The organism is Acidovorax sp. GW821-FHT09B03, from assembly GCF_059418305.1.
Window position 1 is genome coordinate 294,077 of sequence record NZ_JBWKPP010000001.1, and the last position, 26,292, is coordinate 320,368.

General features: G+C 70.3%; 22 protein-coding genes. 10 read left to right on the top strand and 12 right to left on the bottom strand.

Translation table 11 applies throughout. The features are described 5' to 3' along the window. Positions 1 to 15: 15 nt before the first annotated feature. Positions 16 to 2,442: a TonB-dependent hemoglobin/transferrin/lactoferrin family receptor gene (locus AC07PA_RS01345; protein ID WP_494603774.1), complete on the bottom strand. Its 2,427-nt coding sequence runs from the start codon at positions 2,440 to 2,442 to the stop codon at positions 16 to 18. Between the two features lie 207 nt (positions 2,443 to 2,649). Between AC07PA_RS01345 and AC07PA_RS01350 the strand changes: the two genes are divergently transcribed. After that, complete coding sequence (locus AC07PA_RS01350) at positions 2,650 to 3,756, top strand: ATP-binding protein (protein ID WP_494603772.1); 1,107 nt, start codon at positions 2,650 to 2,652, stop codon at positions 3,754 to 3,756. A 2-nt stretch (positions 3,757 to 3,758) separates the two neighbouring features. Further along, positions 3,759 to 6,359: a DUF5682 family protein gene (locus tag AC07PA_RS01355; protein ID WP_494603770.1), complete on the top strand. Its 2,601-nt coding sequence runs from the start codon at positions 3,759 to 3,761 to the stop codon at positions 6,357 to 6,359. Positions 6,360 to 6,366: 7 nt separating this feature from the next. On the opposite strand, the gene mnmA is transcribed toward AC07PA_RS01355, so the two are convergent. Then, positions 6,367 to 7,488, bottom strand: a complete 1,122-nt coding sequence (mnmA, locus tag AC07PA_RS01360; RefSeq protein ID WP_494603768.1) for a tRNA 2-thiouridine(34) synthase MnmA — start codon at positions 7,486 to 7,488, stop codon at positions 6,367 to 6,369. 17 nt (positions 7,489 to 7,505) lie between these two features. After that, positions 7,506 to 8,426 (bottom strand): LysR family transcriptional regulator, encoded by a 921-nt coding sequence (locus AC07PA_RS01365; protein ID WP_145694016.1) that lies wholly within the window; start codon positions 8,424 to 8,426, stop codon positions 7,506 to 7,508. A gap of 196 nt (positions 8,427 to 8,622) precedes the next feature. On the opposite strand from AC07PA_RS01365, the gene AC07PA_RS01370 reads away from it, so the two are divergent. The 3 genes from AC07PA_RS01370 to AC07PA_RS01380 are packed head-to-tail and all read left to right on the top strand — an operon-like array spanning position 8,623 to position 11,867. Further along, positions 8,623 to 9,717, top strand: a complete 1,095-nt coding sequence (locus tag AC07PA_RS01370) for a 4-oxalomesaconate tautomerase (protein WP_494603766.1) — start codon at positions 8,623 to 8,625, stop codon at positions 9,715 to 9,717. A gap of 48 nt (positions 9,718 to 9,765) precedes the next feature. Then, entirely contained in the window at positions 9,766 to 10,752 is a 987-nt protein-coding gene (locus AC07PA_RS01375; protein ID WP_494603764.1) for a Bug family tripartite tricarboxylate transporter substrate binding protein, read from the top strand. A gap of 35 nt (positions 10,753 to 10,787) precedes the next feature. Beyond that, positions 10,788 to 11,867, top strand: coding sequence for a porin (locus AC07PA_RS01380; protein ID WP_494603762.1), 1,080 nt, complete (start codon positions 10,788 to 10,790; stop codon positions 11,865 to 11,867). Positions 11,868 to 11,872: 5 nt separating this feature from the next. On the opposite strand, the gene AC07PA_RS01385 is transcribed toward AC07PA_RS01380, so the two are convergent. From AC07PA_RS01385 to AC07PA_RS01405, 5 genes are all read right to left on the bottom strand, one after another. Beyond that, a complete protein-coding gene (locus AC07PA_RS01385) occupies positions 11,873 to 12,703 on the bottom strand; it encodes an SDR family NAD(P)-dependent oxidoreductase (RefSeq protein ID WP_494603760.1) in 831 nt (276 codons plus the stop codon). Then, the gene (locus AC07PA_RS01390) at positions 12,700 to 13,431 is read right to left on the bottom strand and encodes an SDR family NAD(P)-dependent oxidoreductase (RefSeq protein ID WP_494603758.1); all 732 of its coding nucleotides are present in this window, start codon (positions 13,429 to 13,431) and stop codon (positions 12,700 to 12,702) included. The genes AC07PA_RS01385 and AC07PA_RS01390 overlap by 4 nt, the downstream gene beginning before the upstream one ends. After that, entirely contained in the window at positions 13,428 to 14,213 is a 786-nt protein-coding gene (locus AC07PA_RS01395) for a citryl-CoA lyase (protein ID WP_494603756.1), read from the bottom strand. Before AC07PA_RS01395 ends, AC07PA_RS01390 begins: the two co-directional genes overlap by 4 nt. 13 nt (positions 14,214 to 14,226) lie before the next feature. Next, complete coding sequence (locus AC07PA_RS01400) at positions 14,227 to 15,723, bottom strand: class I adenylate-forming enzyme family protein (protein ID WP_494603754.1); 1,497 nt, start codon at positions 15,721 to 15,723, stop codon at positions 14,227 to 14,229. A 154-nt stretch (positions 15,724 to 15,877) separates the two neighbouring features. Continuing rightward, positions 15,878 to 16,888: a Bug family tripartite tricarboxylate transporter substrate binding protein gene (locus tag AC07PA_RS01405; RefSeq protein WP_494603752.1), complete on the bottom strand. Its 1,011-nt coding sequence runs from the start codon at positions 16,886 to 16,888 to the stop codon at positions 15,878 to 15,880. Positions 16,889 to 16,990: 102 nt separating this feature from the next. Between AC07PA_RS01405 and AC07PA_RS01410 the strand changes: the two genes are divergently transcribed. From AC07PA_RS01410 to AC07PA_RS01430, 5 genes are all read left to right on the top strand, one after another. After that, the gene (locus AC07PA_RS01410; RefSeq protein WP_494603750.1) at positions 16,991 to 17,818 is read left to right on the top strand and encodes an IclR family transcriptional regulator; all 828 of its coding nucleotides are present in this window, start codon (positions 16,991 to 16,993) and stop codon (positions 17,816 to 17,818) included. 87 nt (positions 17,819 to 17,905) lie between these two features. Further along, a complete protein-coding gene (locus AC07PA_RS01415) occupies positions 17,906 to 18,886 on the top strand; it encodes a LysR family transcriptional regulator (RefSeq protein ID WP_494603749.1) in 981 nt (326 codons plus the stop codon). A 146-nt stretch (positions 18,887 to 19,032) separates the two neighbouring features. After that, positions 19,033 to 20,457, top strand: a complete 1,425-nt coding sequence (tcuA, locus tag AC07PA_RS01420; protein ID WP_494603748.1) for an FAD-dependent tricarballylate dehydrogenase TcuA — start codon at positions 19,033 to 19,035, stop codon at positions 20,455 to 20,457. Next, positions 20,444 to 21,631 (top strand): tricarballylate utilization 4Fe-4S protein TcuB, encoded by a 1,188-nt coding sequence (tcuB, locus tag AC07PA_RS01425; RefSeq protein WP_494603746.1) that lies wholly within the window; start codon positions 20,444 to 20,446, stop codon positions 21,629 to 21,631. The genes tcuA and tcuB overlap by 14 nt, the downstream gene beginning before the upstream one ends. Before the next feature lie 31 nt (positions 21,632 to 21,662). Further along, on the top strand, positions 21,663 to 22,637 hold the full coding sequence (locus tag AC07PA_RS01430) for a Bug family tripartite tricarboxylate transporter substrate binding protein (protein WP_494603744.1): 975 nt from the start codon (positions 21,663 to 21,665) through the stop codon (positions 22,635 to 22,637). Here AC07PA_RS01430 and bufB read toward each other — a convergent pair. The 4 genes from bufB to AC07PA_RS01450 all read right to left on the bottom strand — a co-directional run bounded on the left by bufB (position 22,609) and on the right by AC07PA_RS01450 (position 26,253). Next, on the bottom strand, positions 22,609 to 24,285 hold the full coding sequence (gene bufB, locus AC07PA_RS01435; RefSeq protein WP_494603742.1) for an MNIO family bufferin maturase: 1,677 nt from the start codon (positions 24,283 to 24,285) through the stop codon (positions 22,609 to 22,611). The genes AC07PA_RS01430 and bufB overlap by 29 nt on opposite strands. A gap of 42 nt (positions 24,286 to 24,327) precedes the next feature. After that, positions 24,328 to 24,621 (bottom strand): BufA2 family periplasmic bufferin-type metallophore, encoded by a 294-nt coding sequence (gene bufA2 / locus AC07PA_RS01440; protein WP_494603740.1) that lies wholly within the window; start codon positions 24,619 to 24,621, stop codon positions 24,328 to 24,330. Positions 24,622 to 24,772: 151 nt separating this feature from the next. After that, positions 24,773 to 25,258: an NUDIX hydrolase gene (locus AC07PA_RS01445; protein WP_035202437.1), complete on the bottom strand. Its 486-nt coding sequence runs from the start codon at positions 25,256 to 25,258 to the stop codon at positions 24,773 to 24,775. 74 nt (positions 25,259 to 25,332) lie between these two features. Continuing rightward, positions 25,333 to 26,253: a DMT family transporter gene (locus tag AC07PA_RS01450; protein WP_007850742.1), complete on the bottom strand. Its 921-nt coding sequence runs from the start codon at positions 26,251 to 26,253 to the stop codon at positions 25,333 to 25,335. Positions 26,254 to 26,292: the final 39 nt, after the last annotated feature.

The window sequence follows — 26,292 nt, forward strand, 5'->3', positions numbered from 1 at the left end:
GGGAAAGAATCGCCATCAGAAGTCCACGTTCAGGCCCAGCGCATAGGTGCGCCCGGGTGCCGTGGACAGCGCGATCTGGCGCCGGTCCTGCGCGGACTGCGGCTGCAGGTTGCGGGTGCTGCTGTAGGCCCAGTACTTCTTGTCGGCGATGTTGAAGATGCCGGCGGTCAGGCGCACGTTCTGGCTGACGCGGTAGTAGCCTGCCAGGTCGAAGCGCGCGAAGCCCGGCACGCGGAACAGCTCGGTGGTGGAGTCCGTGAGCGTGGCGCCCGGGTCGTTGCTGAAGGCCAGGCGGTTGGTGGAGATGGCCTGCTTGCCCTTCACGAAGGTGCCGGTGAGGTTCAGGCCCCAAGTCTTCTGCGGCGCATCGAAGCCCAGGCCGATGATGGCCTTGCCCGGTTGCACCGAGTCGAGGTCGACCTTGCGGTCACCCTTGAAGTGGGATTGGGAGCTGCCCTGGCTGTAGCCAACGGCCCAGGTGCTGTACAGGCCCTTTGCGGCCGGCGTCCAGGTGCCGTGCTCCAGGCGGGCGCTGAACTCGGCGCCCGAGATGTGGGCCTCGTCGCGGTTGCTGACCTGGTAGAGGATGCTCAGGCTTTGCTGGATGTGGGTGAACAGCTCGGGGTTGTTGGCCCGTGTGTAGCGGGTGTAGGAGATGAAGTCCTTGTAGCGTGTGTGGAACACCGAGCCGTTGAACACCACGCCCTCGGTGGGCGATCCCTTGAGCCCGAGGTCGAAGGCGTTGCTGGTCTCCTTGCCCAGGTCCTTGTTGCCGACCAGCGCATAGGTGCCGCCGCCGCCGTTCCAGTAGCCGAAGACCTCGCTGTTGGTCGGTGCGCGGCCGCTGCGCTTGTACTGGGCATAGGCGGTGAGCGCGGGGGCCACGTCGTAGAGCACGGCCAGGCTCGGGCTGACGATGGTGGTGGCCGCGGTGCTGCCGTACATGCGGTCGAGCTCGGCCGCCGTGATGCGCTCGTTGGCAAAGCTGGCAGCGTTCTCGATGCGGGGCCGCACGCGGTCCACGCGCAGGCCGGGCACCAGGGCCAGGCGCCTGCCGCCCACCTGCCACTCGATGGTGTCCTCGGCGAACAGGCCCATGCGCACCGTGTTGGTGTCCGGGAAGGGCTGGCGCCCCGCGAGCGGGTCGGTGGAGCTGAACGGGTGCGCGTTGTCCGCCGTGGAGTAGTTCACCCCGAACTTGAGCGCGTGGTTGCCCACGCGCTTGTCGGCCACGCTGGAGAAGCCCAGCTGCCGCGTGGTGTTCTTCGAGATGTCGCGCTCGCTGGCGCGCGTGGCCAGGGTCACCGTGTCGGTGACGTCGTTCATCTCCGTCTCCTGGAAGTGGATGCGCGTGTTGAGCTGGTCCAGCAGGCCACCGCCGATGGGCGCCCAGGTGTGCGCAGCATGCAGGGTGCTGCGCTCGGTCCTGGCGACCTGGTGCGAGTTGCCGGTGACGGCGGTGGCCGCCGTGTTCCAGGCCTCGAAGCGGGTGTCGCCCTCGCGGCGGTACAGGTCGGCGCCCACCTCCAGCTTGTGCTCGGGGTTCACGCGCAGGCTGCCCTTGAGCAGCAGGGCGTCCGAGTGCCAGTCGTCCGGGTAGCTGGGCACGCCCAGGCTGTTGTTCTTCGTCTCCTTGCCGTCGCGGCGCACATAGCTCACCAGCGCGCCGAAATCGCCCGACAGGCCTGCCGCCGTCATGCCCTTGGTCCAGGCGCTGTTGGCCCCGCTGTAGCCCAGCTTGGCGCCCAGGTAAAGGGGTTTGCTGGCGCTCACATAGTCTTCGGGCGACTTGCTGCGAAAGCTCACCGCGCCACCGATACCACCGGCCGTGCGCTGCGCATTGGTGGTGCCCGACTGGATCTCGACCGCCGAATAGATGTCGGGGTCGATGAAGTCGCGGCCCATGCCGAAGGTGCCGTCCTGGGCACGGTTGGTCAACGGGGCGCGGCTCACGGCGTCGGGCATTTCGATGCCATCCACGTCCAGGCCCACGCGGTTGCCTTCGATGCCGCGGATGTTGTAGCCCGTGGTGCCGCTGCGGTCATAGCGGCTGGCACCGCGCGTGGCGCCGCTCACCGTGCCGGGCGCTTCCACCAGCGGCTGGTAGCGGATCACGTCGGCAATGCCCGTGGCACCGGTCTTCTCGACCTCTTCCTGCGTAACCACCACCTTGGCACCGGCCTCGCGGCGCAGCGCCTCGGCGCTCACCTTGACCTCGGGCAACGACTCGCGCTCGCGCGCCTGGGCCAACAGGCCGCTGTCGGCAGGCGTCTGCGCCGCGGCGGGCGCTGCAGGCCACAGCAGGGCCTGGATGGCCAGCGCGATCAGGCTGGCACGCCATGGCGGGGTAGCGAAGAAGACAGCGGGGCGAAGGAAGGCGAGCGCATGGGCGGTATCGCCAGGCACGTGCCTGGCCAGGGCCTTGCGGCCGGACTGGGTCATGGAGGTTTCCTCGGGATTCAAGGGGGTTGCTTGCTGGACCCCTTTGAACTCAAAGAAACATCTGGCTGTGGAGTAGCCAATTGTATCGATGCGAGTGATACGCATTCATCAATCAGTTGCACACCCGCCACGGAGGCTGTGTAAAGCTGGTCCAAAATAGCCCTGAAGGGTGGGGCCCCGCCCCGCCGCCCACTCCCCCAGCCATCCATGAGCACCACCCCACCTTCCGCGAACCAATCCGTGCGCCTGGCGCCCGAGCAACGCTGGGCCGACGAACTGGCCCGCCTGGCCGCGGCAGACAGCCACGCCCGGCCGCCGGGCTGGAAGCTCTCGCCGCGCGCGGTGCGCCAGTTCATCCTGGGCGACGCGAAGCTGCAGGTGACGCAGAAGTTCTTTGGCGACGACCCGATGGTGGACCGCGCCATCGTCACGCTCATGGGCCACCAGGGCCTGATGCTGGTAGGCGAGCCGGGGACGGCCAAGTCGCTGCTGTCCGAGCTGCTCTCGGCGGCCATCAGTGGCGACTCGGGCCTTACGGTGCAGGGCACGGCCGGCACCACCGAGGACCACATCAAGTACAGCTGGAACTACGCGCTGCTGCTGGCCGAGGGCCCGAGCCAGCGCGCACTGGTGCCCTCGCCGCTGTACCAGGCCATGCGCGCGGGCAAGCTGGTGCGCTTCGAGGAGATCACGCGCTGCCCGCCCGAGATCCAGGACGTGCTGATCTCGCTGATGAGCGACAAGCAGCTGATGATCCCGGAGCTTGGCGACGACGCGCGCCTGTTCGCGCAGCGCGGCTTCAACATCATCGCCACGGCCAACCTGCGCGACCGGGGCGTGCACGAGATGTCGTCGGCGCTGAAACGCCGCTTCAACTTCGAGACCGTGCGCCCGATCCGCGACCACCAGTTCGAGGTGGACCTGGTGATGGCCCAGTTGGCGCGCGAGCTGGCTGGCAACGAGGCGCCGGTGAACGTGCCGCGCGACGTGGTCGCGCTGCTGGTCACCACCTTCCAGGAGCTGCGCGCCGGCCAGACGCAGGAGGGCACGGCCATCAAGGGGCTCGATGCCGTGATGTCCACCGCCGAGGCCGTGAACGTGGCCTATGCGGCCGCACTGCAGGCGCGGCATTTCAACGGTGGCGAGCTGACCCCGCGCGAGATCGCCGGCCAGTTGCAGGGCGTGGTGCTCAAGGACAGCGCCGACGACGCCAAGCGCGTGCGCCACTACTTCGACACCGTGGTGCGCGAGCGCGCGCGCCGCGATCCGCAGTGGAAGACTTTTCACGACGCCGCCCGGTCGCTGTGGCAGTGAGCATGGACGCAGCCGTCGCGCAGCCCGCGGGCCTGCCGCCGGAGATCGCGGCCCTGCTGCCGCAGCTGCTCGGTGACGAGGGCATCTTCTTCGTGCCAGTGCGCCACCACAGCCCGGCCTGCGCCTGGGCGCTGCGCCACCTGCTGCGCGAAGTGCGCCCGGCCGCCGTGCTGATCGAGGGGCCGGACGATCTCGACAGCCTGCTGCCCCTGCTGCAGGACCCGAAGACCCGCACCCCGGTGGCCTGGCTGTGCCAGGCCACGCGCGAAGCCCGGGCCGAGCCGGCCCCGCCGGGCGAAGACGGCGCCGAGGCAGAGCCCGAACCGGCCGGGCCGCGCACGGTGACCAGCAGCTCCTTCTACCCCCTGTGCGACTACAGCCCCGAATGGATCGCCGTGCGCGAGGGCGCAGCCCTGGATGCGCAGATCGCGCTGATCGACCTGCCCTGGCGCCACAAGGCCTGGGAGCGCCGCTACGGCGGCGATGGCGATGGCGAAGACGGCACCGAAGCCCCCGACACCGCGCGCAGCCAGATGGAGGAACGCCACTTCGCCCACAGCCGCTACCTGAACGCCATGGCGCGCCAGCTCGGCTGCGTGGACCACCACGACCTGTGGGACCGGCTGTTCGAGCTGCGCACGCCCGAGGCCCTGGCCGACTGGCGCACGCTGTTCGCCGACGTGTTCAGCTGGTGCGCCATGGCCCGGCAGGACTACGAACCCGAGGTGCTCGAGGCCGAGCTGAGCCTGCCACGCGAGCGCCACATGGCGGCGCACATCCGCCGCTGGCGCAACGACGTGAAGGGCCCCATCGTGGTGGTGACAGGGGGCTTTCACACCGCCGAGCTGCTGCGCAGCTGGAAGGCGGCTCCGCCCCTGGCGGCGCCCGCCAAGGCGGCAGTGAAAAAAGGCAAGGCCACCGAGCCCGATGCCTGGCTGATCCGCTACAGCTTCGAGCAGCTCGACGCGCTCAACGGCTACGGCGCGGGCATGCCCTCACCGGGCTACTACCAGCGCACCTGGGAAGCCCTGGAGGCCCAGGACCTGCGCGCTGCGCCCGCGACCGGGGCGGTGCACCCCCTCACGGTGGTGGCGCTGGACCTGCTGGCCCGCTTTGCGCAGCAGACGCGGACACAGGACCAGACGGACGCGGTCTCCACCGCACTGGTGCAGGCCGCCGCGCTGCAGGCCGTGCGCCTGGCCGAACTGCGCGGCAATGCCGGGCCGGGCCGCCAGGACCTGCTGGACGCGATCCGCTCGTGCTTCGTCAAGGGGGCGATGGACGAGGGCACGCGCGGCTTCACGGCCGACCTGCGCGCCTTCCTCGGCGGCACGCGCATCGGCGACGTGCCGCCCTCGGCCGGCTCGCCACCGCTGATCGAGGATGCGCGCCGCCTGGCCCGCGCCGCCGGCGTGCGCCTGGACGACAGCACCGCGCGCACCGTGCGGCTGGACCTGTACCGCAAACCCGCGCACCGCGAGCGCAGCCGCTTCCTGCACGCCATGGCCTACCTCGATGCGGGCCTGGCACAGTGGGTGGCCGGGCCCGATTTCATCGCCGGCAGCAGGCTGAACATGCTGTTCGAAGAATGGCGCGCCGCCTGGTCGCCGATGGTCGAGGCGCGCCTGATCGCGCTGGCCAGTGATGGCGCGAGCGTCGAGGCGGTGTGCCTGGCGCGCCTGCTGCGCGAAGAGGCGGCCCTGTCCGACCAGGGCCGCGGGCGCAGCGCCAGTGCCGCCGTGGCCCTGCTGCAGCGCGCCTGCCTGGTGGGCCTGCACGCGCGGTTGCCGCAGCTCCTGGCCATGCTCTCGGCCCACCTCGACGAGGATGCCTCGCTCGGCTCGGTCGTGGAATGCGGGCACCGCCTGGTCACGCTGTGGCGCGCGCGTGAGCCGCTGGGCGTGCAGCAGAACCCGCAGCTCGCCGGCCTGCTGCAGCGCGTGTGGCCTGCCGCCCTGTACCTGCTGCCGCCCCTAGCGCAGACACCGGTGGACGGGCAGGAGCAGGCCGTGCGCCTGCTGCTCTCGCTGCGCGAGCTGGGGCGCCTGCTCACCAGCCTGGGGGCAGAAGACAACACCAGCACCATCGATGCCGGCCTGCTCGTGGAACACCTCACGCGCTTTGCCACCGGCGCTGGCTGCGCGCCCGGCGTGGCCGGTGCCGCCACCGCGCTGCTCTACCTCGACGGCCACTGGGACGATGCGGCGCTGGACGCGGTGGTGCGCCAGCGCTTCGGCCCCGGCGCCCTGCCGCAGGCGGCGGTGCAGTTCCTGAACGGCATGATGACCGCCGCGCCCGAGCTGCTGCTGCGCCTGCCGGCCCTGCTGCACGGGCTGGACACGCTGGTGCGCCAGTGGGACGACGCGGCCTTCGTGGCCCACCTGCCGGACCTGCGCCAGGCCTTCACCGGCCTGCGCCCACAGGAAACGGCCGACCTGGCCACGCAGGTCGCGCGGCTGCATGGCACGGACGAAGCCACCGCGGCATCACTGGCAGGCATGCACTACGAGACCACCGAAGAGGACCTGCACGCCGGCCTGCGCCTGCAGGCCTTGCTCGAAGCCAGCCTGCAGCGCGACGGGCTGGCGCACTGGATACGCTGACTGGACCTTATTCGGTCGCGCTGGCGATGACCCCGCCGCCCAGGCAGACTTCGCCGTCATAGAGCACGGCCGACTGGCCGGGCGTGACCGCCCATTGCGCATCGGGGAACTGCAGGGACAGGCCCGCGCCATCGGCGGCCAGCACGGTGCAGGGCGCATCCGGCTGGCGGTAGCGTGTCTTGGAGCCATACACGCCCGGCGCAGGCGCATGGCCCGCCGTCCAGCTCACGTCCTGCGCCGTGAGCGCGTGCGACAGCAGCCAGGGATGGTCGTGCCCCTGCACCACGCGCAGGGTGTTCTTGGCAATGTCCTTGCGCGCCACGAACCAGGGCTCGTGCTCGCCACCGCCGCGCTGCGCGCCCTTTTCCTTGATGCCGCCGATGCCCAGGCCCTGGCGCTGGCCCAGGGTGTAGAAACTCAGGCCCACGTGCTTGCCCAGGGTGCGGCCGCGGTCGTCCTGGATGGGGCCGGGTGCATGGCTGATGTAGCGGTTCAGGAACTCACGGAACGGCCGCTCGCCGATGAAGCAGATGCCGGTGGAGTCCTTCTTCTTGGCATTGGGCAGGCCGATCTCCTCGGCAATGCCCCGCACCTCGGTCTTGTGCAGCTCGCCCACGGGGAACAGGGTCTTGGCCAACTGCGCCTGGTTCAGGCGGTGCAGGAAGTAGCTCTGGTCCTTGGCAGGATCGAGCCCCTTGAGCAGCTCGAACAGGCCCGAGCCGGGGTTCTGGCGCACGCGCGCGTAGTGGCCCGTGGCAATCTTCTCGGCACCCAGACGCATGGCATGGTCGAGGAAGGCCTTGAACTTGATCTCGGCATTGCACAGCACGTCGGGGTTGGGCGTGCGGCCGGCCTGGTACTCGCGCAGGAACTCGGCGAACACCCGGTCCTTGTAGTCGGCCGCGAAGTTCACGTGCTCGATCTCGATGCCGATCACGTCGGCCACGGCGGCCGCGTCTACGAAGTCGATGTTGGACGAGCAGTACTCGCTGTCGTCGTCGTCTTCCCAGTTCTTCATGAAGATGCCGACCACCTCATGGCCCTGCTGCTTGAGCAGGTGGGCGGTGACGGCCGAGTCCACGCCGCCGGAGAGGCCGACGACGACGCGGTGCTTTTTGGGTGCTGTCATGGCCTGGATTGTATTTTTTATGGGTTCCGCACGCTGCGCGGGCGCGCAGTACGCGTAGCCACCAGCAGGTCATACAGCTGCTGGGCCGCGGGCGACAGGGAGCGCCCGCGGCGCTTGATGAGCCCCATCTGCCGCGTGACCACCGGGTCCACCAGGGGAATGCTGACCAGCGTGGGGTGGTCCTTGCCCGGCATGGCCAGGCGCGGCACGGCGGCCACGCCCAGGCCGGCCTCGACCAGGCCGAGCAAGGTGGTCACGTGCTTGGCCTCGTACAGGCACTGCGGGCGGTCGGGCACGTTGGCCAGCGCCAGGTCCATCAGCAGGCGGTTGCCCGAGGTCTTGCCCACCGACATGAAGTCGTGCTGGCCCAGCTCCGCCCAGGTGACCTTCTTGCGCCGCGCCAGTACATGGTCGCGCCGGCAGGCGGCGACGAAGCGCTCGGCCAGCACGGGCTTGAACTCGATCTCGGCCTCCTGGCTGCCGATGAAATTGAGGCCGAAATCCGCATCGCCCTGGGCCACGGCCACCAGCACCTCGTTGGCGCTGGCATCGTGCACCTTGACGCGGATCTTCGGAAAGCGCTCGTGGTAGCGCTTGACCACCTGCGGCAAAAAGTAATACACGGCCGAGGGCACGCAGGCGATCGTCACCTCGCCCATGCGCCGCGCCGCCACGTCGCCCAGGCCCATGAGCATGCCGTCCAGGTCGTCGAGCCACAGCCGCGTCTTGCGCGCGAAGTCGCGGCCCACGGCGGTGAGCGTCACGCGGCGCGTGGTGCGATCGAGCAGGCGCACGCCCAGCGCCTCTTCGAGCTTGTCGATGCGGCGGCTGAAGGCCGGCTGCGACAGGTGGATGGATTCCGCCGCGGCGCGAAAGCTCTGCAGCTCGGCCACGGCGGCGAAGGCCTGGATATCGGCCAGATCGAATTTGGTGTGCATGGCGCAAGCCCGGTGAAAGGGACCAAGGGAAGTCGGTGGCGTGCATTGCGTGCGGTGCATCAATGCTTCGCAACATTGCAATTCACAGGCGCCATTTCATCACGTACAAGCGCCGGACATCTATTGCGCCGCATGCATCAATCATTGTCAACAATGCAATTCACAAACAATCCGTGGCGCCGCACCATGCGGTCCCATGAGCTACCACTTACCTTGCGTCCTGATGCGCGGCGGCACCTCCCGGGGCCCCTTCTTCCTGGCCGACTGGCTGCCCACGGATCCCGCAGAGCGTGACCGCACGCTGATCGCGGCCCTCGGCTCGCCGCACGAGTTGCAGATCGACGGCCTGGGCGGCGGCAACTCGCTGACCAGCAAGGTGGCCATCGTCTCGCGCTCGGCGCATGCCGGCTGCGACGTGGACTACCTGTTCGCCCAGGTCAGCGTGGACGAGGCCCGCGTGGACACACGGCCCAACTGCGGCAACATGCTGGCCGGCGTGGGCCCCTTCGCGATCGAGCAGGGCCTGGTGCCCGCCAGCCGCACCGGCGACGTGACGCGGGTGCGCGTCTACAACGTGAACACCCGCTCGCGCATCGACGTGCAGGTGCAGACCCGCGGCGGCCGCGTGCACTACGAGGGCGATGTGCGCATCGACGGCGTGCAGGGCACGGCCGCCCCGGTGCTGATGAATTTCCTCGACGCCTGGGGCGCCGTCACGGGGCAGATCTTCCCCACCGGGCAGCGCATCGACAGAATCCAGGGCCTGCCGGTGACCTGCATCGACGCCGCCCAGGTGATGGTGCTGGTGCGTGCGGCCGACCTGGGCCTGCGCGGCGACGAGAGCCCTGCCGAGCTCGATGCCGACACGGCCTTGCTGGCACGGCTCGAAGCCTTGCGCTGCGAGGCCGGACTGCGCATGGGCATGGGCGATGTCTCGGGCAGCGTGCTGCCCAAGCCGGTGATCGTCTCGCCCGGCACGGCGCCCGGCAGCATCGTCTCGCGCTACTTCACGCCGCGGCGCTGCCACCGCTCGCACGCCGTGACCGGCGCCATCGGCGTGGCCGCCGCCCTGGTGCTGCCCGGCAACGTGGCCAGCGACGCACGCACCCTGCCCAGCGCCGGCATGCGCCGCGTGGAGGTGCTGCACCCGGCCGGCCGCATCCACGTGGATGTCGAACTCGCCCTGGTGGACGGCCAATGCACGCTGGTGCAGGCCGCGCTGGTGCGCACGGCCCGAAAGATCCTGGAAGGCACCTTGTTCGTCGCAGAGGCCGCGGCACAACAGGTCTGACTTCCCTTTTTCTCATCCATTCACAACGACATGACAGGAGACAAGACCATGACCCACCCATCCCCATCGCGCCGCCGCACGCTGGCCGCCGCACTGGCCCTCGCCACGCTGGCCGGCGCACCGCTGGCGGCACACGCCGCCTTTCCCGAGCGCTCCATCACCCTGGTCGTGCCCACGGCCGCCGGCGGTGGCAACGACGGCATGGCGCGCGTGGTGGCGCAGAAGATGTCGCAGCTGCTGGGTCAGTCGGTGATCGTGGAGAACAAGGCCGGCGCCAACGGCGCCATTGCCGCCGAGTACGTGGCGCGCGCCACGCCGGACGGCCACACCATCCTGTTCGGCTACATCGGCACGCACGGCATGAGCCCGGCGCTGCAGAAGCTGCGCTACGACCCCATCACCCAGTTCGAGCCGATCGGCATGGTCTGCTACTCGCCCACGCTGATGGTCATCAACCCCAAGGTGCCCGCGAAGACGGTGGCCGAGTTCGTGGCGCTCACCAAGGCCCATCCGACCTCCTACAACTACGCCTCGGCCGGCAACGGCACGGCGCCGCACTTCTCGGCCGAGATGTTCAAGCTCGAGAGCGGTGCGCAGATGGCGCATGTGCCCTACCGCGGCTCGGCCCCGGCGATGAACGACACCATGGCCAACCAGACGCAGGTCATGTTCCCCAGCCTGTTCTCGGCCTCCTCGCATGTGAAGAACGGCAAGCTGCGCGCGCTGGCGCTGGCCGGCCCCAAGCGCTCCTCGCTGATGCCCGACGTGCCCACGCTCGAAGAGGCCGGCATCAAGGGCGTGGAGATCACCCAGTGGTACGCGCTGTTCGCCCCGGGCAAGACGCCCAAGGCCGTGGTGGACCAGCTCAACAAGGTGCTCAACACCGCCCTGGCCGACAAGGACGTGGCCCGGCGCATCGAGGAGCAGGGCGCCGTGGTCGACAGCAGCACACCCGAGGCCCTGGCTCAGACCGTGCGCCAGGAACTCGCGAAATGGCGCGGCGTGGTGCAGAAGGCCCAGCTGACCGCCGATTGACCCCGTCGAACAAGAACACCCACCGAGGAGACCGCATGAAGAACACGACCGGCGCCCTGTGCGCCTCATTCGCCCTGCTGGCCTGCGCGCCCGCCTTCGCCCAGACCGCATCCACCCAACTCACGCTGTATGGCGTGGTGGACCTGGGCCTGCGCCACGCCAGCGGGCTCACCGCCGCCAACGCCCCCGCGCCCGGCTCGCACCACAGCCTGGGCAGCGGCATCCACACCACCAGCCGCTGGGGGGTCCGCGGCAGCGAAGACCTGGGTGGCGGCGCCCGCGCGCTGTTCAACCTGGAGAGCGGCCTCAATGCCGATACGGGTGCGCCCGCCAACAGTGCGAAGTACTTCGACCGCGCCTCCTGGGTCGGGTTGCAGAACGCCTGGGGCAGCATCGCACTCGGGCGGCAGACCATGCTGCTGGCCGACGCCATCTCGCCCGTCGATCCCTTGGGCATGCGCTTTGCCAGCTTCAACCCCAACATCGGCGTCACGGCGTTGAGCCAGCACGGCCTGGGCATCGAGTACGGCAGCGCGGGCGCCAACACCGGCTCCTACCGGCTGGACAATGCCGTCAAGCTCACGGGCCGCTGGGGCGGCCTCACGGCGCGGGCCATGCTGGGCGTGGGCGAAGTCGCATCCCAATCGTCCGCCTTGTCCTCGCACGGCCTGGGCCTGGCCTATGCCGATGGCGGCCTCACCGTGTCCGGCGCCTGGCAAACCTTCAAGGACAGCAACCTGCGGCCGCTCGATGCCGCCACGCTGGGCGCAGCGTACCAATGGGGCAGCGTGCGCCTGGCCGCGAACGCCGGGCGCAGCAAGGCGAAGACCGGCGCGGCCACGCACACCGAACAGCGGGTATTGTCCACAGGCGCCACCTGGGCAGCGCTGCCGCTGCTGGACCTGACCGCCACCTACTACAAGATCGACCGCACACGCACCGCCGCAGCAGACGATGGCTACGGCCGCATGGTGGCCTTTGCCGAATACAAGCTGTCGCGCCGCACACGGGTGTATGCCGAGCTGGACCATACGCGCTGGCGCAATGGCTACCAGGGCGCGGCCAACAAGCGCACGGCCACCGGTGTCTCCGCCGGTGTCATGCACAGCTTCTGAAGCGGCTACACGAACTTGCCCGTGATGCCGCCATCCACCACCAGCTCCGTGCCGGTCACATAGGCCGATGCATCGCTGGCCAGGAAGGCGCAGGCATGGGCCACGTCCCAGGCCGTGCCCATGCGGCCCATGGGCACCTGGCGGGCGCGCGCGGCGCGTGCTTCGTCCAGGCTGGTGTCCGAGAACATCTTCGCTACCGTGGTCGCGATGCGCGGCGTGTCGATCAGCCCCGGCACCACCGTGTTGGCGCGCACGCCCTGGCCCGCGTACTGCTGTGCCACCATGCGCGTGAAGTGCGTCACCGCGGCCTTGGTCACCCCGTAGGCCAGGTGCGGGTAGCCCAGGTAGCGCATGCCCGCGATGGACGAGATGGTGATGATGGAGCCGCGCCCGCGCTCCACCATGCCGGGCAGCACCTCCTGGCAGGCCAGCAGCAGGCTGCCCACGTTCACGCCGTGGATGCGGTCGAAATCTTCCGCGCTGGTTTCCAGCGGCCCACCGGTCTTGCCGATGCCCACGTTGTGGTGCAGCACGTCGATGGCACCGCCGAAACGCTCGCGCGCCTCGGCGAACAGGCGCTTCACCTCGTCCTGCACAGCCACGTCGCCCACGAAGGTGGCGGCTGTGCCGCCCTCGGCCTCGATCAGCGCCGTGGTCTCCGCGGCCGACGCGGCATCGCGGTCGGCCACACAGACGCTGGCGCCCAGGCGCGCATAGGTCACGCAGGCGGCCCGGCCGATGCTCCAGCCCGGGCCAGCCGATCCGCCGCCGGCCACGAAGACCACGCGGCCCGACAGGTCCAGCGGCAGGGCCGGTGGAGAGCGCTGCGCGCTCATGGTGCCAGCCCCACGGTCATGCCGCCGCACACGTAGATCACCTGGCCCGTGGTGAAGCCCGCGCGCGCATCGAGCAGCGAGGCCACCAGGTGCGCCACCTCTTCGGGCTGGCCCATGCGGCGCACGGGGATGGTGTCCAGGATGCGCTGCGTGGCCGGTGCGCCGGGCGGGTTGACGCGCTCGAACAGCTCGGTGGCAATCGGCCCAGGGCCGATGGCGTTGGCGGTGATGCCGTCGGCGCCCAGCTCCAGCGCCAGGGTGCGCGTGAAGCCGTGCACCGCTGCCTTGCTGGCGGCATAGGCAATGCGTTCGCCCTTGCCCAGTGCCGCGCGGCTCGATATGTTGACGATGCGCCCGAAGCGCGCCGCGCGCATGGCCGGCAGCAGCGCCTGCACGCAGGCCATGGCCGCGGCCAGGTTCACCTCCATCACCGCGTGCAGGTCGGCGCGGGTCGCCGTGTCGATGCCGGCCGGGCGCACGATGCCCGCGTTGTTCACCAGGCGCGTGATGGGCCGCGCGGCCACGGTGCGCGCCAGCGCGTCGCGCAGGGCAGCCTCGTCGGCCAGGTCCACCTGCACGAAGGTCTCCTTCTGCGCAAGGGCTTCGGGCGCGGCGATGTCGACATTGACCACGTCCAGACCGTCGGCCATCAGCCGCGTGGCCACCGCGCGGCCGATGCCCCGGCTGGCACCGGTGACGAGCACCGTGCCTTCCTGGCCGCCGCTCATGCCTGGCCGTCCTTGCCGCCGACGAAGGGAATCGCATGCTCGATGGTGTCCCAGATGAAGCGGCCCGAAGGGCTGTTCTGCTCTTCCACGATGTGCGCCACCAGCCCGGCCGCGCGCGAGATCACGGCAAAGCCGCGCATCACCGCCGTGGGCACGCCGATCTCGCCGAGCAGCGCGGCCACCGCGCCCGTGGCGTTGATGGTGATGGGCCGGCCGGCCACCTCGTCCACGGCCTGGGACAGGGTCTCCAGCGCGCGGATCTTGTCGCCCTGCAGTTCGGCCTCGGCGCGGCCCATCTCCAGCAGCTTGTAGGCACGCGGGTCCACCGGCTTGTGCAGGTGGTGGCCGAAGCCCGGCACGGGGGATTTCAGGCCCTTGTAGTGGCGCGCGATGGCCAGCGCCTCGGCCTTCGGGTCGGCTGCGGCGCTGATGCGGTCGAGCAGGCCGGCACAGTTCTCCATGGTGCCCACAAAGGAGCTGCCCACGGCCAGCAGGCCGGCGGAGACGGCGCCCTGCAGGTTCTCGGGCGCGCTCATGTAGATCAGCCGCGTGGCGATGGCGCTGGGCGTGAGGCCATGCTCCATGAGCACGATGAGCACCACGTCGGTGATGCGCAGGTCCACGCCGCGCGGCGCGCGGCCCAGGATCTGCATGAGCATCACCTCGGTGAAGGTCTTTTGGCCCATCAGGTCCTCGACCAGGTTCGCCTCGCGGTAATGCAGGCTGGTGAGGGTGTGGGTGCACAGGCGGGTGACAGGGGTCTTGGAAGCGGTAGTGGTCATGGGAGTGGTTCCTTCAGGCCGTGGTGGCCAGTGCGGCCAAAGCCGCATCGCGCACGGCGGACTTGAGCACCTTGCCCACGGGCGAACGCGGCAGGCTGTCGTGGAAGTGGATGTGCTTGGGTGTTTGCACCGGGCCCAGGCGTTCGCGCACAAAGGCGATCAGCTCGGCCTCGGTCGCCTGCTCGCCGGGCCGCAGCTGCACGGCGGCCTGCACGGTCTCGCCCCACTTGTCGTCGGGCAGGCCGAACACGGCGCATTCGTGCACGGCCGGGTGCTGGCCCAGGGCGTTCTCCACGTCCACGGGGTAGACGTTGAAGCCGCCGGTGATCACCATGTCCTTGAGCCGGTCCTTGAGGTAGAGGTAGCCGCGCTCATCGATGAGCCCGCGGTCGCCCGTGTGCAGCCAGCCGTCGACCAGGGTCTCGGCGGTCTTCTCGGGCAGGCGCCAGTAGCCGGTCATGAGCAGGTCGCCGCGCGCCACCACCTCGCCCACCTCGCCCGTGGGCAGCAGGCGGCCGTCCGGCGCCATGATGGCCACGTCGCTGAACCAGGTGGTGCGGCCCACGGCCGCCCAGTTGGCCGGGTCCTCGAAGTCCGCGGGCTGCATCACGGTGAGGATCTGCGGTGCCTCGGTCTGGCCATAGGTCGTGCCCAGCACCGGGCCGAAGAAGTCGCGCACCTGGCGGATCTTCTCGGGCGGCATGGGCGCACCACCGTAGATCAACCGGCGCAGGCGCGGAAAGTCCGCGCGCGATACGCCCGGCAGCGCCATCAGCATGTATACCAGCGTGGGCGGCATGAAGCACACCGTGCCGCCGCGCTCGCGAAAGGCCGTGCGCACCGCCTCGGCCCCCGTGCCGCCCAGCACCACGTGGCAGCCGCCCTGCGCCAGGATGGGCAGCAGGTAGGTGGAGGTGCCGTGCGTGATGGGCGCGGCCACGATGTAGCGCTCGTGCTCGTCGAAGCCCCAGGCGTGGATCTGGTTGGTGATGTTGGCCATCCACGCGCGGTAGGGCTGCATCACGCCCTTGGGCGCGCCCGTGGTGCCGCCCGTGAACTTGATGGCCTGGGTCGCGTCGTCCGGCAGGTCGATCACGGGGCGCCGGGCGCCGGCATGTACGGCCGCCAGGTCGGACAGCCCTGCGGTCGGCAGGTGGACACCGGGCGCGCCCTCGAGCAGCTCGGAGCAGGCGTTGTCCAGCACCACGATGGAGGGCTCGGTCGCATCGATGATGCGGCGGATCTCGGGTCGGGTGCTCTTGGGGTTGAGCGGCACCCAGACCTTGCCGCAGGCCAGCACGGCCAGCAGCGCGGCGATGTGGTCGGCGCTGTTGCCCGCGCAGATGCCGACGCGGCTTTGCGGTGCCGAGTCGATGGAGGTGAAGCCGGCCGCCAGCGCCGCCACGCGCGCGGCCAGCGCGTCGTAGCGGAGGGCGCCCTCGGGTGCGTCGATGGCGATGCGGTCGGGCCAGCGCTGGGCGGCGCGCCAGAAGAAGTCGATGGGGAACATGGAGGGCAGGTACTCCTGGGTTGGGATTCGATGAAGAGCGTCACAAGCGGCGGGCAAAGCCCAGCGAAGCGGTCCTGGCTAGGCGTTCCGTCGCAGGCAGTACGGTCAGTACGACAAGACGGAACAACGACGCCAGGAGGGCTTTTCCCGTCGCCTACTCCGCGGTGGCGCCGGAGGCCTTGACGACTTCTCGCCAGCGCTTGATCTCGGCGGCGGCAAAGCTGCGCATCTTGTCGGGCGTGCCCGAATCGGGGGTGGCGGCCAGCTCCTGCAGGCGGCTGCGCACCTCGGGCTGGGCCAGCACCTTGTTGAGTGCGGCGTTGAGCTGCTCGACCACGGGGCGCGGCGTGCCCGTGGGCGCGGCCAGGCCGAACCAGGACTGCACGTCGAAGCCCGCATAGCCCGACTCGGCCAGCGTGGGCACATCGGGCAGCAGGGGCGAGCGCTGGGCGCTGGTGATGGCAATGGCGCGCAGCTTGCCGGCCTGCACATGCGGCAGCGCCGAGGGCGTGTTGTCGAACATCGAATCCACCTGGCCGCCCAGCAGGTCGGTCACGGCCGGGGCGCTGCCGCGGTAGGGCACGTGCAGCATCTTGAGCTGGCTTTGCATCTTGAACATCTCGCCCGAGAGGTGGATGGACGAGCCGCTGCCCGAGGACGCGAAGGTGATGCCGTCCTTGGACTCCTTGGCGTAGCGCACGTAGTCGGCCAGGTTCTTGACGGGCAGCTTGGGGTTGACCACCAGGATGTTGGGGATCTTGGCGATCATGCCGATGGGCTCGAAGTCCTTGACCGGGTCGTAGCCGAGCTTGGGGTACAGCGAGGCATTGATGGTGTTGGCGATGGTGTAGACGTACAGCGTGTAGCCGTCGGCCGGGGCGCGTGCCACGTTCTCGGCGCCCACGTTGCTGTTGGCGCCTGCGCGGTTGTCCACCACCACGGACTGGCCGAGCTGGTCGCCGAGCTTGACGGCCACCAGGCGCGCGATCACGTCGGTGGCGCCGCCGGCTGCATAGCCAACGACGAGCTTGATGGGCTTGGCGGGCCAGCCCGTGGCGCTGGCGGTCTGGGCCTGCAGGGGCAATGCGGTGGTGCAGGCGATGGCAGTGGCGGCCAGGGCCAGCAGGCGCCGGCGCGGCGCGGTGATGGTGGTGTGCGAACTCATGTCTTGTCTCCTTTGTGTGTCGGGAAATCCGTCTTGGCGCCCCGGCGGCGTGGCTCTGCGGCACACTGCGCACTGGTTGCATCGACGGACAAATTCTTTCCCATGCCCTCCCGACCCGCGAATCGAAACGTCCGCCTGCCGGACGTTTCAACATCCACCCCGCTGCCCGAAGAGCCGCTGGACGACCCCGGCAGCCGCACCCTGCGCCGCGGCCTGCAGGTGCTCGACGCCGTGCTCGCCAGCGGGCGAGAAGGCCTGCGCGTGGTCGAGCTGTGCCGCGCCGCGGGGCTGGAACGGGCCACCGTCTACCGCCTGCTGGCCACCCTGCTCGAAGGCGGCCACCTGGCCCGGCGCGGGCGTTTCCACTACGTGGCCGGGCCGCGCCTGGCGGCCGTGGCCGCGCCCGCCGCCCTGCCCAACATGGCCATGCGCCTCACCCCGGTGCTGGAGCGCGTGAGCCGGGCCTGCGGCGATGCGGCCTTCGCCATCGTGCGCGAAGGGCCGGCCTCGCACTGCATTGCGCGCCACGTGGGCACGCACCCGGTGCAGATCCTCGTGATCCAGGTCGGCACGCGCCAGCCGCTGGGTGTGGGCGCGGCCGGGCTGGCGCTGCTGGCGGCCTTGCCCGACGGCGAGGTGGACACCTGCATCGCGGCCAACGCACAAGCCCTGCCGCGCTATGGCGGCATGACGCCTGAGCGCCTGGCCATCCTGGTGCGCGCCACGCGCGAGCGCGGCTGGTCGGTGGTGGGCAACCACGCCACCCAGGGCGTGCTGGCCGCGGGCATGGCCGTGCGCAACGCCGAGGGCGCACCCGTGGCCGCGATCAGCGTGGCCTCGACCCTGGACCGCATGCCGCGCGAACGCCAGCAGCTCATTGCGCGCTGGATGCGCGAGGCCCTGGCCGCACTGCTGCCGAACGGCGTCTGAGCCGCTGCCCGGGGCGGGTGTGCGAACATCCCCACCCATCACACACCATGATGGCTGCGCAACGCCCGCAGCCCGAAGGATCGCCCGATGGAACTGAGACAACTGCGCTATTTCGTGCGCGTCGTGGAGCGCGGCTCCATGAGCCGCGCCGCGCTGGACCTTGACGTGGTGCAGTCCGCACTGAGCCAGCAGATCACCCGGCTCGAAGGGGAGCTGTGCACCCGGCTGCTGCACCGCACGCCGCGCGGCGTGGCACCCACCGAGGCCGGCCTGGCCTTCTTCCGCGAGGCCCAGCTGACCCTGCGCCATGCCGAGCAGGCCGTGCGCGCGGCGCAGCAGGCGCGCCTGTCGGGCACCGCCACCGTGGGCCTGGCGCCCACCACCTCGGCCGTGCTCGGCCTGCCGCTGATGCAGGCCATGCGCGCCCGCTACCCCGACGTGCGGCTGCACATGGTCGAGGGCATGTCGGGCCACCTCACCGACATGCTGCATGCCCGCCAGCTCGACCTGGCCGTGCTGTTCGACACCCGGCTGCACCAGGCGCAGCCATCGGGCGCAGGGCGGCGCTGGCAGGTGCAGCCGCTGCTGGAGGAAGACCTGTTCCTGATCTGTGCGCGCGGCGGCCCGGGCGCGCGCCGCCTGCCCGAGACCATCACCGTGGCCGAGCTCGGCAACGAGCCGCTGATCCTGCCCACCGGCCCGCATGGCCTGCGCAGCACGCTGGACACGGCCTTCGCGCGCGACCGCGTGGCCCCGCACATCGTGCTGGAGGTCGACTCCCTGGCCATGGTCATGGCCGCGGTGGACGCCGGCCTGGGCTCGACCCTGCAGCCCTGGGCGGCCATGGGCCGCTACCCGGATGCGGCCCAGCGCTTTCAATGCGCGCGCCTGACCGACGCGCCCGCGCGCCGCGTGAACCTGCTGTGCAGCCTGTCCGAGGACGAGCTCTCGCCCGCCGCGCTGGCCACCCGCGTGGTGGTGGTCGACTGTGTGCGCGGCCTGGTAGGGGCCGGCCAATGGTTCGGCACCACCCTGATCGAGAGCGCCCCAGGGCATCACGGTTCGTGATACCTGCATGAGCTGAACCTGCTGCACGCCCTGCAGCGGTCTCCCTACAGTGGCACCACCACGACATGCGGCGGCAGCACCGCCCGGAGACCACGATGATGCGCAGGACGAGCCCCCGCGCTCCCCGCCGAGGGGAGCGCTGACCCATGGAGACGAGCACCACCCCCGACGTGCTGGTGATCGGCGGCGGCAATGCCGCCCTGTGCGCCGCGCTGATGGCGCGCGAAGCCGGCGCCAGCGTGCTGCTGCTGGAGGCGGCCCCGCGCGCCTGGCGCGGCGGCAATTCGGCCCACACGCGCAACCTGCGCTGCATGCACGATGCGCCGCAGGACGTGCTGGTGGAGGCCTACCCCGAAGAGGAGTTCTGGCAGGACCTGCTCAAGGTGACCGGCGGCCTGACCGACGAGCACCTGGCGCGCCTGGTGATCCGCGCCTCGGGCACCTGCCGCGACTGGATGCGCCGCCATGGCGTGCACTTCCAGCCTTCGCTGGCGGGTGCGCTGCACACGGCGCGCACCAATGCCTTCTTCATGGGCGGCGGCAAGGCGCTGGTGAACGCCTACTACCGCAGCGCCGAGCGCCTGGGCGTGCAGGTGCGCTATGAAGCCCCCGTGGAGCGCATCGAGACCGAGGGCGGCCGCTTCGTCGCCGCGCACTGCAAGGGCCAGCGCATCCGCGCACGCGCCTGCGTGCTGGCGGCCGGCGGCTTCGAATCCAACCGCGAATGGCTGCGCGAGGCCTGGGGCCAGAACGAGCGCGGCGAATGGCCGTCGGACAACTTCCTGATCCGCGGCACGGCCTACAACCGCGGCGTGCTGCTGCGCCACCTGCTCGATGACCATGGCGCCGACCGCATCGGCGACCCCACGCAGGCGCACATGGTGGCCATCGATGCGCGCGCGCCGCTGTACGACGGCGGCATCTGCACGCGCATCGACTGCGTCTCGCTCGGTGTCGTGGTCAACTGGCAGGCCGAACGCTTCTATGACGAGGGCGAGGACTTCTGGCCCAAGCGCTACGCGATCTGGGGCCGCCTGGTGGCCCAGCAACCCGGGCAGATCGGCTACTCCATCATCGACAGCCAGGCCGTGGGCCGCTTCATGCCCCCCGTGTTCCCGGGCGTGCAGGCCGACAGCCTGCCCGAACTGGCACAGCGGCTGGGTCTGGACGTGGGCCGTTTCACGCACACGCTGAACACCTACAACGCCGCTTGCCGCGTCGGCCGCTTCGACCACACCGCGCTCGACGACTGCCACACCGAGGGCCTCGCGCCCGCCAAGACGCACTGGGCGCGCCCCATCGATACGCCCCCTTTCTACGGCTATGCGCTGCGGCCCGGTGTGACCTTCACCTACCTGGGCCTGCGCACCGATGACAGCGCCGCCGTGCACTTCGGCGGGCAGGCCAGCCCGAATCTCTTCGTGGCCGGCGAGATGATGGCCGGCAACGTGCTGGGCAAGGGCTATACGGCCGGGGTGGGCATGTCCATCGGCACGGCCTTCGGGCGCATCGCGGGCACGAACGCCGCACGCGCAGCGCAACGCCAGGAGGTGGCCCATGCAGTCGCTTGATGCCCTGGTGCAGGATGCGCGGGCCCTGGCCGGTGGCGCCATCGTCTCCTTGTCGGTGCCCGAGACCGAGGTCGCGCGCCAGATGCAGATCTGCAACGCCTGCCGCTACTGCGAAGGTTTTTGTGCCGTGTTCCCGGCCATGACCCGGCGGCTGGAATTCGGCAAGGCCGACATCCACTTCCTGGCCAACCTGTGCCACAACTGCGGCGCCTGCCTGCATGCCTGCCAGTACGCGCCACCGCATGCCTTCGCGGTCAACGTGCCGCAGGCCATGGCCCAGGTGCGCGGCCAGACCTATGCCGACTACGCCTGGCCGCCCGCGCTGGGCGCGCTGTACCAGCGCAACGGGCTCACGCTGGCGCTGGCGCTGGTGGCGGGGCTCACGCTGTTCCTGCTGCTCGCCGTGGTGCTGCAGGGCCAGGGCCTGGCGGCGCTGTGGGGCCAGAACCTGGGCGGCAACTTCTACCGCCTGTTTCCGCACAACCTGCTGGTGGGCCTGTTCGCGCCGGTGTTCCTGTTCGCCACGTTGGCCCTGGGCCTGGGTGTGCGCCGCTTCTGGCGCGACGTGTCGCCCGCGACCAGCGGCGCCCCCGTGAGCGGCCCTGCGGCGGCCGAGGCCACGGACGCCGTGCTGCGCCTCAAGTACCTCGACGGCGGCCACGGCGAGGGCTGCCACGACGCCGACGATGCCTACACCCTGTGGCGCAGGCGCTTCCACCACCTGACCTTCTACGGCTTTGCACTGTGCTTTGCCGCCACCAGCGTGGCCACGCTGTACCACTATGCCCTGGGCTGGGCCGCGCCCTACGACCTGCCCAGCCTGCCCAAGCTGCTGGGCGCCGTGGGCGGCACCGCCCTGGCGCTGGGCACGGCCGGTCTGTGGCAGTTGAACCGCCGGCGCCACCCGCAGCACGGCGACGCCGCCCAGAAGCCCATGGACCGCGCCTTCATCGCCCTGCTGTTCCTCACCAGCACCAGCGGCCTGGCGCTGTGGCTGGCACGCGGCACCCCGGCCCTGGCGCTGCTGCTGTGCCTGCACCTGGGCGCGGTGATGGCGCTCTTTGCCACCATGCCCTACGGCAAGTTCGCGCACGGCATCTTCCGCACCGCGGCCCTGCTGCGCCATGCGGTGGAAAAGCGCCAGCCCAGCCCCATCGGCCTGGGCGACGATTGATTCCCAAAAAAGACCCACAAAGGAGACACCGATGAACAAACGACAATGGTTACTACAGGCGGCGGCACTCACCACCCTGGCCCTGTCCATGCCTGCGCAGGCCCAGGACTTTCCGCCCAGGAAGCCCGTCACCCTGGTCGTGGGTTTTGCAGCCGGCGGCGCCGCCGATGCCGCGGCCCGGCTGATCGCCAAGAAATTGGGCGAGAACATCGGCCAACAGGTGGTGGTGGACAACAAGGGCGGGGCGGGCGGCAACATCGCGCACCAGTTCGTCGCCAACGCGGCGCCCGATGGCACGGTGCTGCTGCTGGGCTCCATCGGCCCGCTGACCATCGCGCCGCACCTCATGAAGCTGCCCTACGACCCGTTCAAGGACCTGGCGCCCATCTCAGGCGGCGTCAACTTCCCCAACGTGCTGGTGGTGCACAAGGCCACCGGCGTGAAGACGCTGGCCGAGTTCGTCCAACTCTCGAAGAAGAAGCCCGGCAGCGTGGACTTCGCCTCCACCGGCGCGGGATCGGCCTCGCACCTGGCAGGCGAGCTGTTCAACCAGCGCGCAGGGATCGACATGGTGCATGTGCCCTACAAGGGTGGGGCGCCTGCGCTGCAGGACCTGCTGGGCGAGCGCGTGGCCTCGTACTTCTCGGCCCCGCCCACGGCCATGCCGCATGTGGAGGCCGGTCGGCTGGTGCCGCTGGCCACGACCGGGCTCACACGGCCGGCCTATCTGCCGGGCATCCCCACGGTGGCGGAGTCGGGCTTTGCGGGCTTCGAGGCGCTGAACTGGTATGCCTTCGTGGCGCCGGGCAAGACGCCCGCGGCGATCCTGGACCGCTGGAACAAGGAGATCGTGGCCGTGCTGGGCGACCCGGCCGTGAAGGAGGCGCTGGACAAGCATGGCCTGACGCCCCAGCCCACGACGCGCGCGGAACTCACGGCCTTCATGCGGAAGGAATCCGCCCAGTGGGCCGCCATCATCAAGGAGCGCAAGCTGACGGCGGAGTAGCAGGGGCCGGCAGGTCGGCACGCACCAGTCCATCGCGCAGCAGCCCGGCCAGCCACTGCGCCAGCAACTCGGGCGCGGGCAACAGGCCCTGGGCCTGCAACCGCGCGCAGGCCTGCTCCACCGAGGCACCCGCCTGCAGATGGCCTACCCAATCGGCCTCCGGCGCCTGCAGTGTGCGAAAGTGCGGCTGGTGGCCTTTTCGCCACACCAGCAAGCTGACCGCCGCCGGCAATGCCATGGCTTCAGGCACCTCTTCGTCGGCATGGATGGCATTCCACAGCGCGACGGCATTGGTGGTCAGCGTGCGCAGCAAGGCGCTGGGGTGCAGCACCCCGGCGCGTGCCAGCCAGGGGCTGGCGCCAGGGGCCGTGGCCGCATCCAGCGCCGGCACGTCCGCCCCATCGAAGCGCGTACGTAGGTCCCAGTCCAGCTGGGCCAGCTCGTGCAACTCGGGGTTGTCGGGGTAGAGCGTGCGCAGGGTATCCGTGAAGCCTTCGCCATAGCGGTTGAGGCTGCGCACCCTGGGCGGGTGCGCCACCGCATAGGCGCGTGCATGGGCCTCGAAGATGTCCGACCCCATGTACAGCCAGGTCTTGGCATAGGTGTCGGCCAGCACCTCGGCCAGCCGCGCGCGGTAGGCATGGTGGTAGATGCCCAGGCGGCCCGTGACCGGGGCATCGGCGTCCAGGGCCTGCATCGGCTCGGCCAGGATGCGGTCCGCCAGATCCTGCTGCAGCGCCTGCAGGGGCCGGGCCGGCACGGGCGTGGCGCCTGGCCAGGACAGTGGCGCAGGGCCCTTTGCGCCGGCCTGCGGCGCATGCAGGGCGGCAATGCGCCGCGCCACGGCCATCTCGTCCAGCAGCTCGGCCAGCGGCGGAATGCGATCGTCGCGCTCGACCATGGTGGCCACGGCGCCGAAGCGTTCGCAGGCCTGCGCGTACAGGTCCCACACCGGCTGGGCCACGGGGTGGTCGTGGGTGTCGATGATGTGGTCGCCCAGGTCCGAGTGGCCGGCCAGGTGGATCTGCTGCACGCGGTGCGCGGGCAGCGCGTCGAGGTAGGTGAGCGGGTCGAAGCCGTGGTTCACGCTGCTCACGTGGATGTTGTTCACATCAACCAGCAGCAGGCAATCGGCCTCGTGCGCGATGTAGGCCAGGAACTGCCATTCGCTCGCGCTGTCGCCCGCATGGCGGATGTAGCTGGAGACGTTCTCCAGCACCAGCCGGCGGCCCAGCACGTCCTGCGCGCGGCGCACCTGGGCGATCACGTGGCGTGCAGCGGCATCGGTGTAGGGCAGCGGGTACAGGTCGTGCAGCTGCTGCCCCGGCCCGGTGCCGATCCAGCACAGGTGGTCCGACACCCACAGCGGCTCGATGCGGTCGGCCAGCGCCTTGACCTGGCGCAGGTAGGCGGTATCCACGCCCTGCGCCGCACCGATGGACATAGCCACGCCGTGCATGGCCATGGGGTAGTCGCGCCGCAGCGCATCGAGCACTGCCAGCGGCTTGCCGCCCGCGACGAGGTAGTTGTCGGTGATGATCTCCAGCCAGTCCAGCGGCTGGGGAGCAGCGAGGAAATCCGCATAGTGCGGTGTGCGCAGGCCCAGGCCGAAGCCGGTGCCGCGCACGGCGATGGGGTCGTGTGCCATGGTGCGCAGGCGGCCGCGCCGTGGCGCAACCGCCAGGGGCCATCACCCCTTGATGTCGCCAATCGTGCCCTTTTCGCTCAGGCATTGTGCGGCCGTCTTGGCCTTGAAGCCATGGCCCTTGCAGGCATTCTGGCCCTTGCAGCTGTGCTCGGCGGTGGAGCAGTCGCTGTTGCCCTTGCAGTCGTGCACGTTGTAGCAGTGCACCTTGTCGTTGGCGGCAACCGCTCCGCCCTTGGAGCCCTTGGGGGCGTCGGCGGCAAAGGCACCGGAGGACAAGGCCAGCAGCGCGGCGGCCAGGGCGAGGGACGCAGCGGAGGGATTCGGGGTGGACAGCATGGTGGAAGACTCCGTAAGGTGAGGGAGGGGTCGAAACAGGGGGTGTTCAGATCGCGCGGCGCCACGCTCTCTGCCTGTTACTTCGCTCCGCCCACCGCGCGGGTTACATGCGGCGCCACAAATAGTTGCAGCGCACCCCGCGCAGGCCTCTTCAACCCGAGGTCTGGGTCACCGAGATATCCGTGTGCACCAGCGACACCGGGTAGCGCTGGCCCGCCAGGTAGTCGGCCAGGCACTGCAGCAGCAAGGGGCTGCGGTGGCGCTCGGGGCAGGCGCGGATCTCCTCGGCCGTCATCCACACCGTGCGCACGATGCCTTCGTCGAGCGTGCGCCAGGCGTGGTGCGTGCCCAGGGTGCCGGCAAAGGCGAAGCGCAGGTAGGTGAGGTCGTCGCCCGTGCGCGTCTTGGTGAAGCGGTTGAGGTAGACCCCGATGATGTGCGTGGGCTCGAAATCGAACGCCGTTTCCTCGAGCACCTCGCGCGCGCAGGCACTGGCGGGCGACTCCCCGGGGTCGAGGTGGCCGGCCGGGTTGTTCAGCTTGAGGCCATCGGTGGTTTCTTCCTCCACCAGCAGGAAGCGGCCATCGCGTTCGATCACGGCGGCCACGGTGACATTGGGTTTCCAGCGGTTCGGCATGTCAGCCATTATGACCACGGCCTGCGACGGATGCCCGGGGCGTGGCGCCGTCAATACAGCGCCGGCGGATGGGTTCAGCGCTGCACAGCCACTGCCCCAGGGACGGCTGCCGGCACGGGCCGCAGCACCAGCCACAGCGCCAGCGCGATCAGCACGCCGCCGGCCGCATGGGCCAGTGTGGCCACCTCGCCCAGCACCAGCCAGCCCCAGGCCACGCCGAACAGGGGGATCAGAAAGGTCACCGTGAGCGCCTTGACCGGCCCCACGTCGGCAATCAGCCGAAAGTACAGCACGTAGGCGAACGAGGTGCACAAGAGGCCCAGCGCCAGCATGGCGCCCCAGACCGTGGGGCCGGCATGCAGCCAGTTGGCCACGGGCTGATGCGCCGCCTCCCACAGCGCGAAGGGCGCGAGGGCCAGCACGGCCCCCCACTGGCTGCCCAGTGCCACGAGCCGGCTGTCCAGCCCGCCGCGCTGGGTGATCCAGCGCCGCGTGAGAAAGCCCGCCAGGCCGTAGCAGGCCGTGGCCACCAGGCAGGCGGCGATGCCGCCGAGCACCGGCGCGCTGAGCGCCACCGGCCCGGCCTGCGCCAGCACCGCCACCCCGGCCATGCCCAGCAGCACGCCCCCCACGCGCGCCGGCGTGATGCGCTCGCCGAAGGCCAGCGCACCGATCACCACGCCCATGAGCGGCGTGGTCGCGTTGAGGATGGCGCTGTACCCCGCCGGCAACACGCGCGCGGCCAGCGCGAACATCAGGAACGGTAGGCCCGAGTTGATGGCGCCCAACACCAGCGCCGCGCCGAGCTTGCCCTGGAACGCCGGCCGCAGCCGCACCACGGCCAGCAGTGCGAGCAGCCCCGCCGCGCCCAGCACCACGCGGCCGAACGCGGTGGGCACGGCGCCCCACACCGGCGCAGCGATGCGCATGAACAGAAAGCTGCCACCCCACAGGGCGGCCAGGGCGAAAAGGCGGATCAGGCTGGCAAGGTTCATGCCCGAATTTTCGGCACACGCAATAGCCTGGGCAAACCA

Coding starts and splice junctions, on each gene's coding strand:
- AC07PA_RS01345 (WP_494603774.1), bottom strand. CDS start 2,442: ATGACCCAGTCCGGCCGCAAGGCCCTGGCCAGGCACGTGCCTGGCGAT.
- AC07PA_RS01350 (WP_494603772.1), top strand. CDS start 2,650: ATGAGCACCACCCCACCTTCCGCGAACCAATCCGTGCGCCTGGCGCCC.
- AC07PA_RS01355 (WP_494603770.1), top strand. CDS start 3,759: ATGGACGCAGCCGTCGCGCAGCCCGCGGGCCTGCCGCCGGAGATCGCG.
- mnmA (WP_494603768.1), bottom strand. CDS start 7,488: ATGACAGCACCCAAAAAGCACCGCGTCGTCGTCGGCCTCTCCGGCGGC.
- AC07PA_RS01365 (WP_145694016.1), bottom strand. CDS start 8,426: ATGCACACCAAATTCGATCTGGCCGATATCCAGGCCTTCGCCGCCGTG.
- AC07PA_RS01370 (WP_494603766.1), top strand. CDS start 8,623: ATGAGCTACCACTTACCTTGCGTCCTGATGCGCGGCGGCACCTCCCGG.
- AC07PA_RS01375 (WP_494603764.1), top strand. CDS start 9,766: ATGACCCACCCATCCCCATCGCGCCGCCGCACGCTGGCCGCCGCACTG.
- AC07PA_RS01380 (WP_494603762.1), top strand. CDS start 10,788: ATGAAGAACACGACCGGCGCCCTGTGCGCCTCATTCGCCCTGCTGGCC.
- AC07PA_RS01385 (WP_494603760.1), bottom strand. CDS start 12,703: ATGAGCGCGCAGCGCTCTCCACCGGCCCTGCCGCTGGACCTGTCGGGC.
- AC07PA_RS01390 (WP_494603758.1), bottom strand. CDS start 13,431: ATGAGCGGCGGCCAGGAAGGCACGGTGCTCGTCACCGGTGCCAGCCGG.
- AC07PA_RS01395 (WP_494603756.1), bottom strand. CDS start 14,213: ATGACCACTACCGCTTCCAAGACCCCTGTCACCCGCCTGTGCACCCAC.
- AC07PA_RS01400 (WP_494603754.1), bottom strand. CDS start 15,723: ATGTTCCCCATCGACTTCTTCTGGCGCGCCGCCCAGCGCTGGCCCGAC.
- AC07PA_RS01405 (WP_494603752.1), bottom strand. CDS start 16,888: ATGAGTTCGCACACCACCATCACCGCGCCGCGCCGGCGCCTGCTGGCC.
- AC07PA_RS01410 (WP_494603750.1), top strand. CDS start 16,991: ATGCCCTCCCGACCCGCGAATCGAAACGTCCGCCTGCCGGACGTTTCA.
- AC07PA_RS01415 (WP_494603749.1), top strand. CDS start 17,906: ATGGAACTGAGACAACTGCGCTATTTCGTGCGCGTCGTGGAGCGCGGC.
- tcuA (WP_494603748.1), top strand. CDS start 19,033: ATGGAGACGAGCACCACCCCCGACGTGCTGGTGATCGGCGGCGGCAAT.
- tcuB (WP_494603746.1), top strand. CDS start 20,444: ATGCAGTCGCTTGATGCCCTGGTGCAGGATGCGCGGGCCCTGGCCGGT.
- AC07PA_RS01430 (WP_494603744.1), top strand. CDS start 21,663: ATGAACAAACGACAATGGTTACTACAGGCGGCGGCACTCACCACCCTG.
- bufB (WP_494603742.1), bottom strand. CDS start 24,285: ATGGCACACGACCCCATCGCCGTGCGCGGCACCGGCTTCGGCCTGGGC.
- bufA2 (WP_494603740.1), bottom strand. CDS start 24,621: ATGCTGTCCACCCCGAATCCCTCCGCTGCGTCCCTCGCCCTGGCCGCC.
- AC07PA_RS01445 (WP_035202437.1), bottom strand. CDS start 25,258: ATGCCGAACCGCTGGAAACCCAATGTCACCGTGGCCGCCGTGATCGAA.
- AC07PA_RS01450 (WP_007850742.1), bottom strand. CDS start 26,253: ATGAACCTTGCCAGCCTGATCCGCCTTTTCGCCCTGGCCGCCCTGTGG.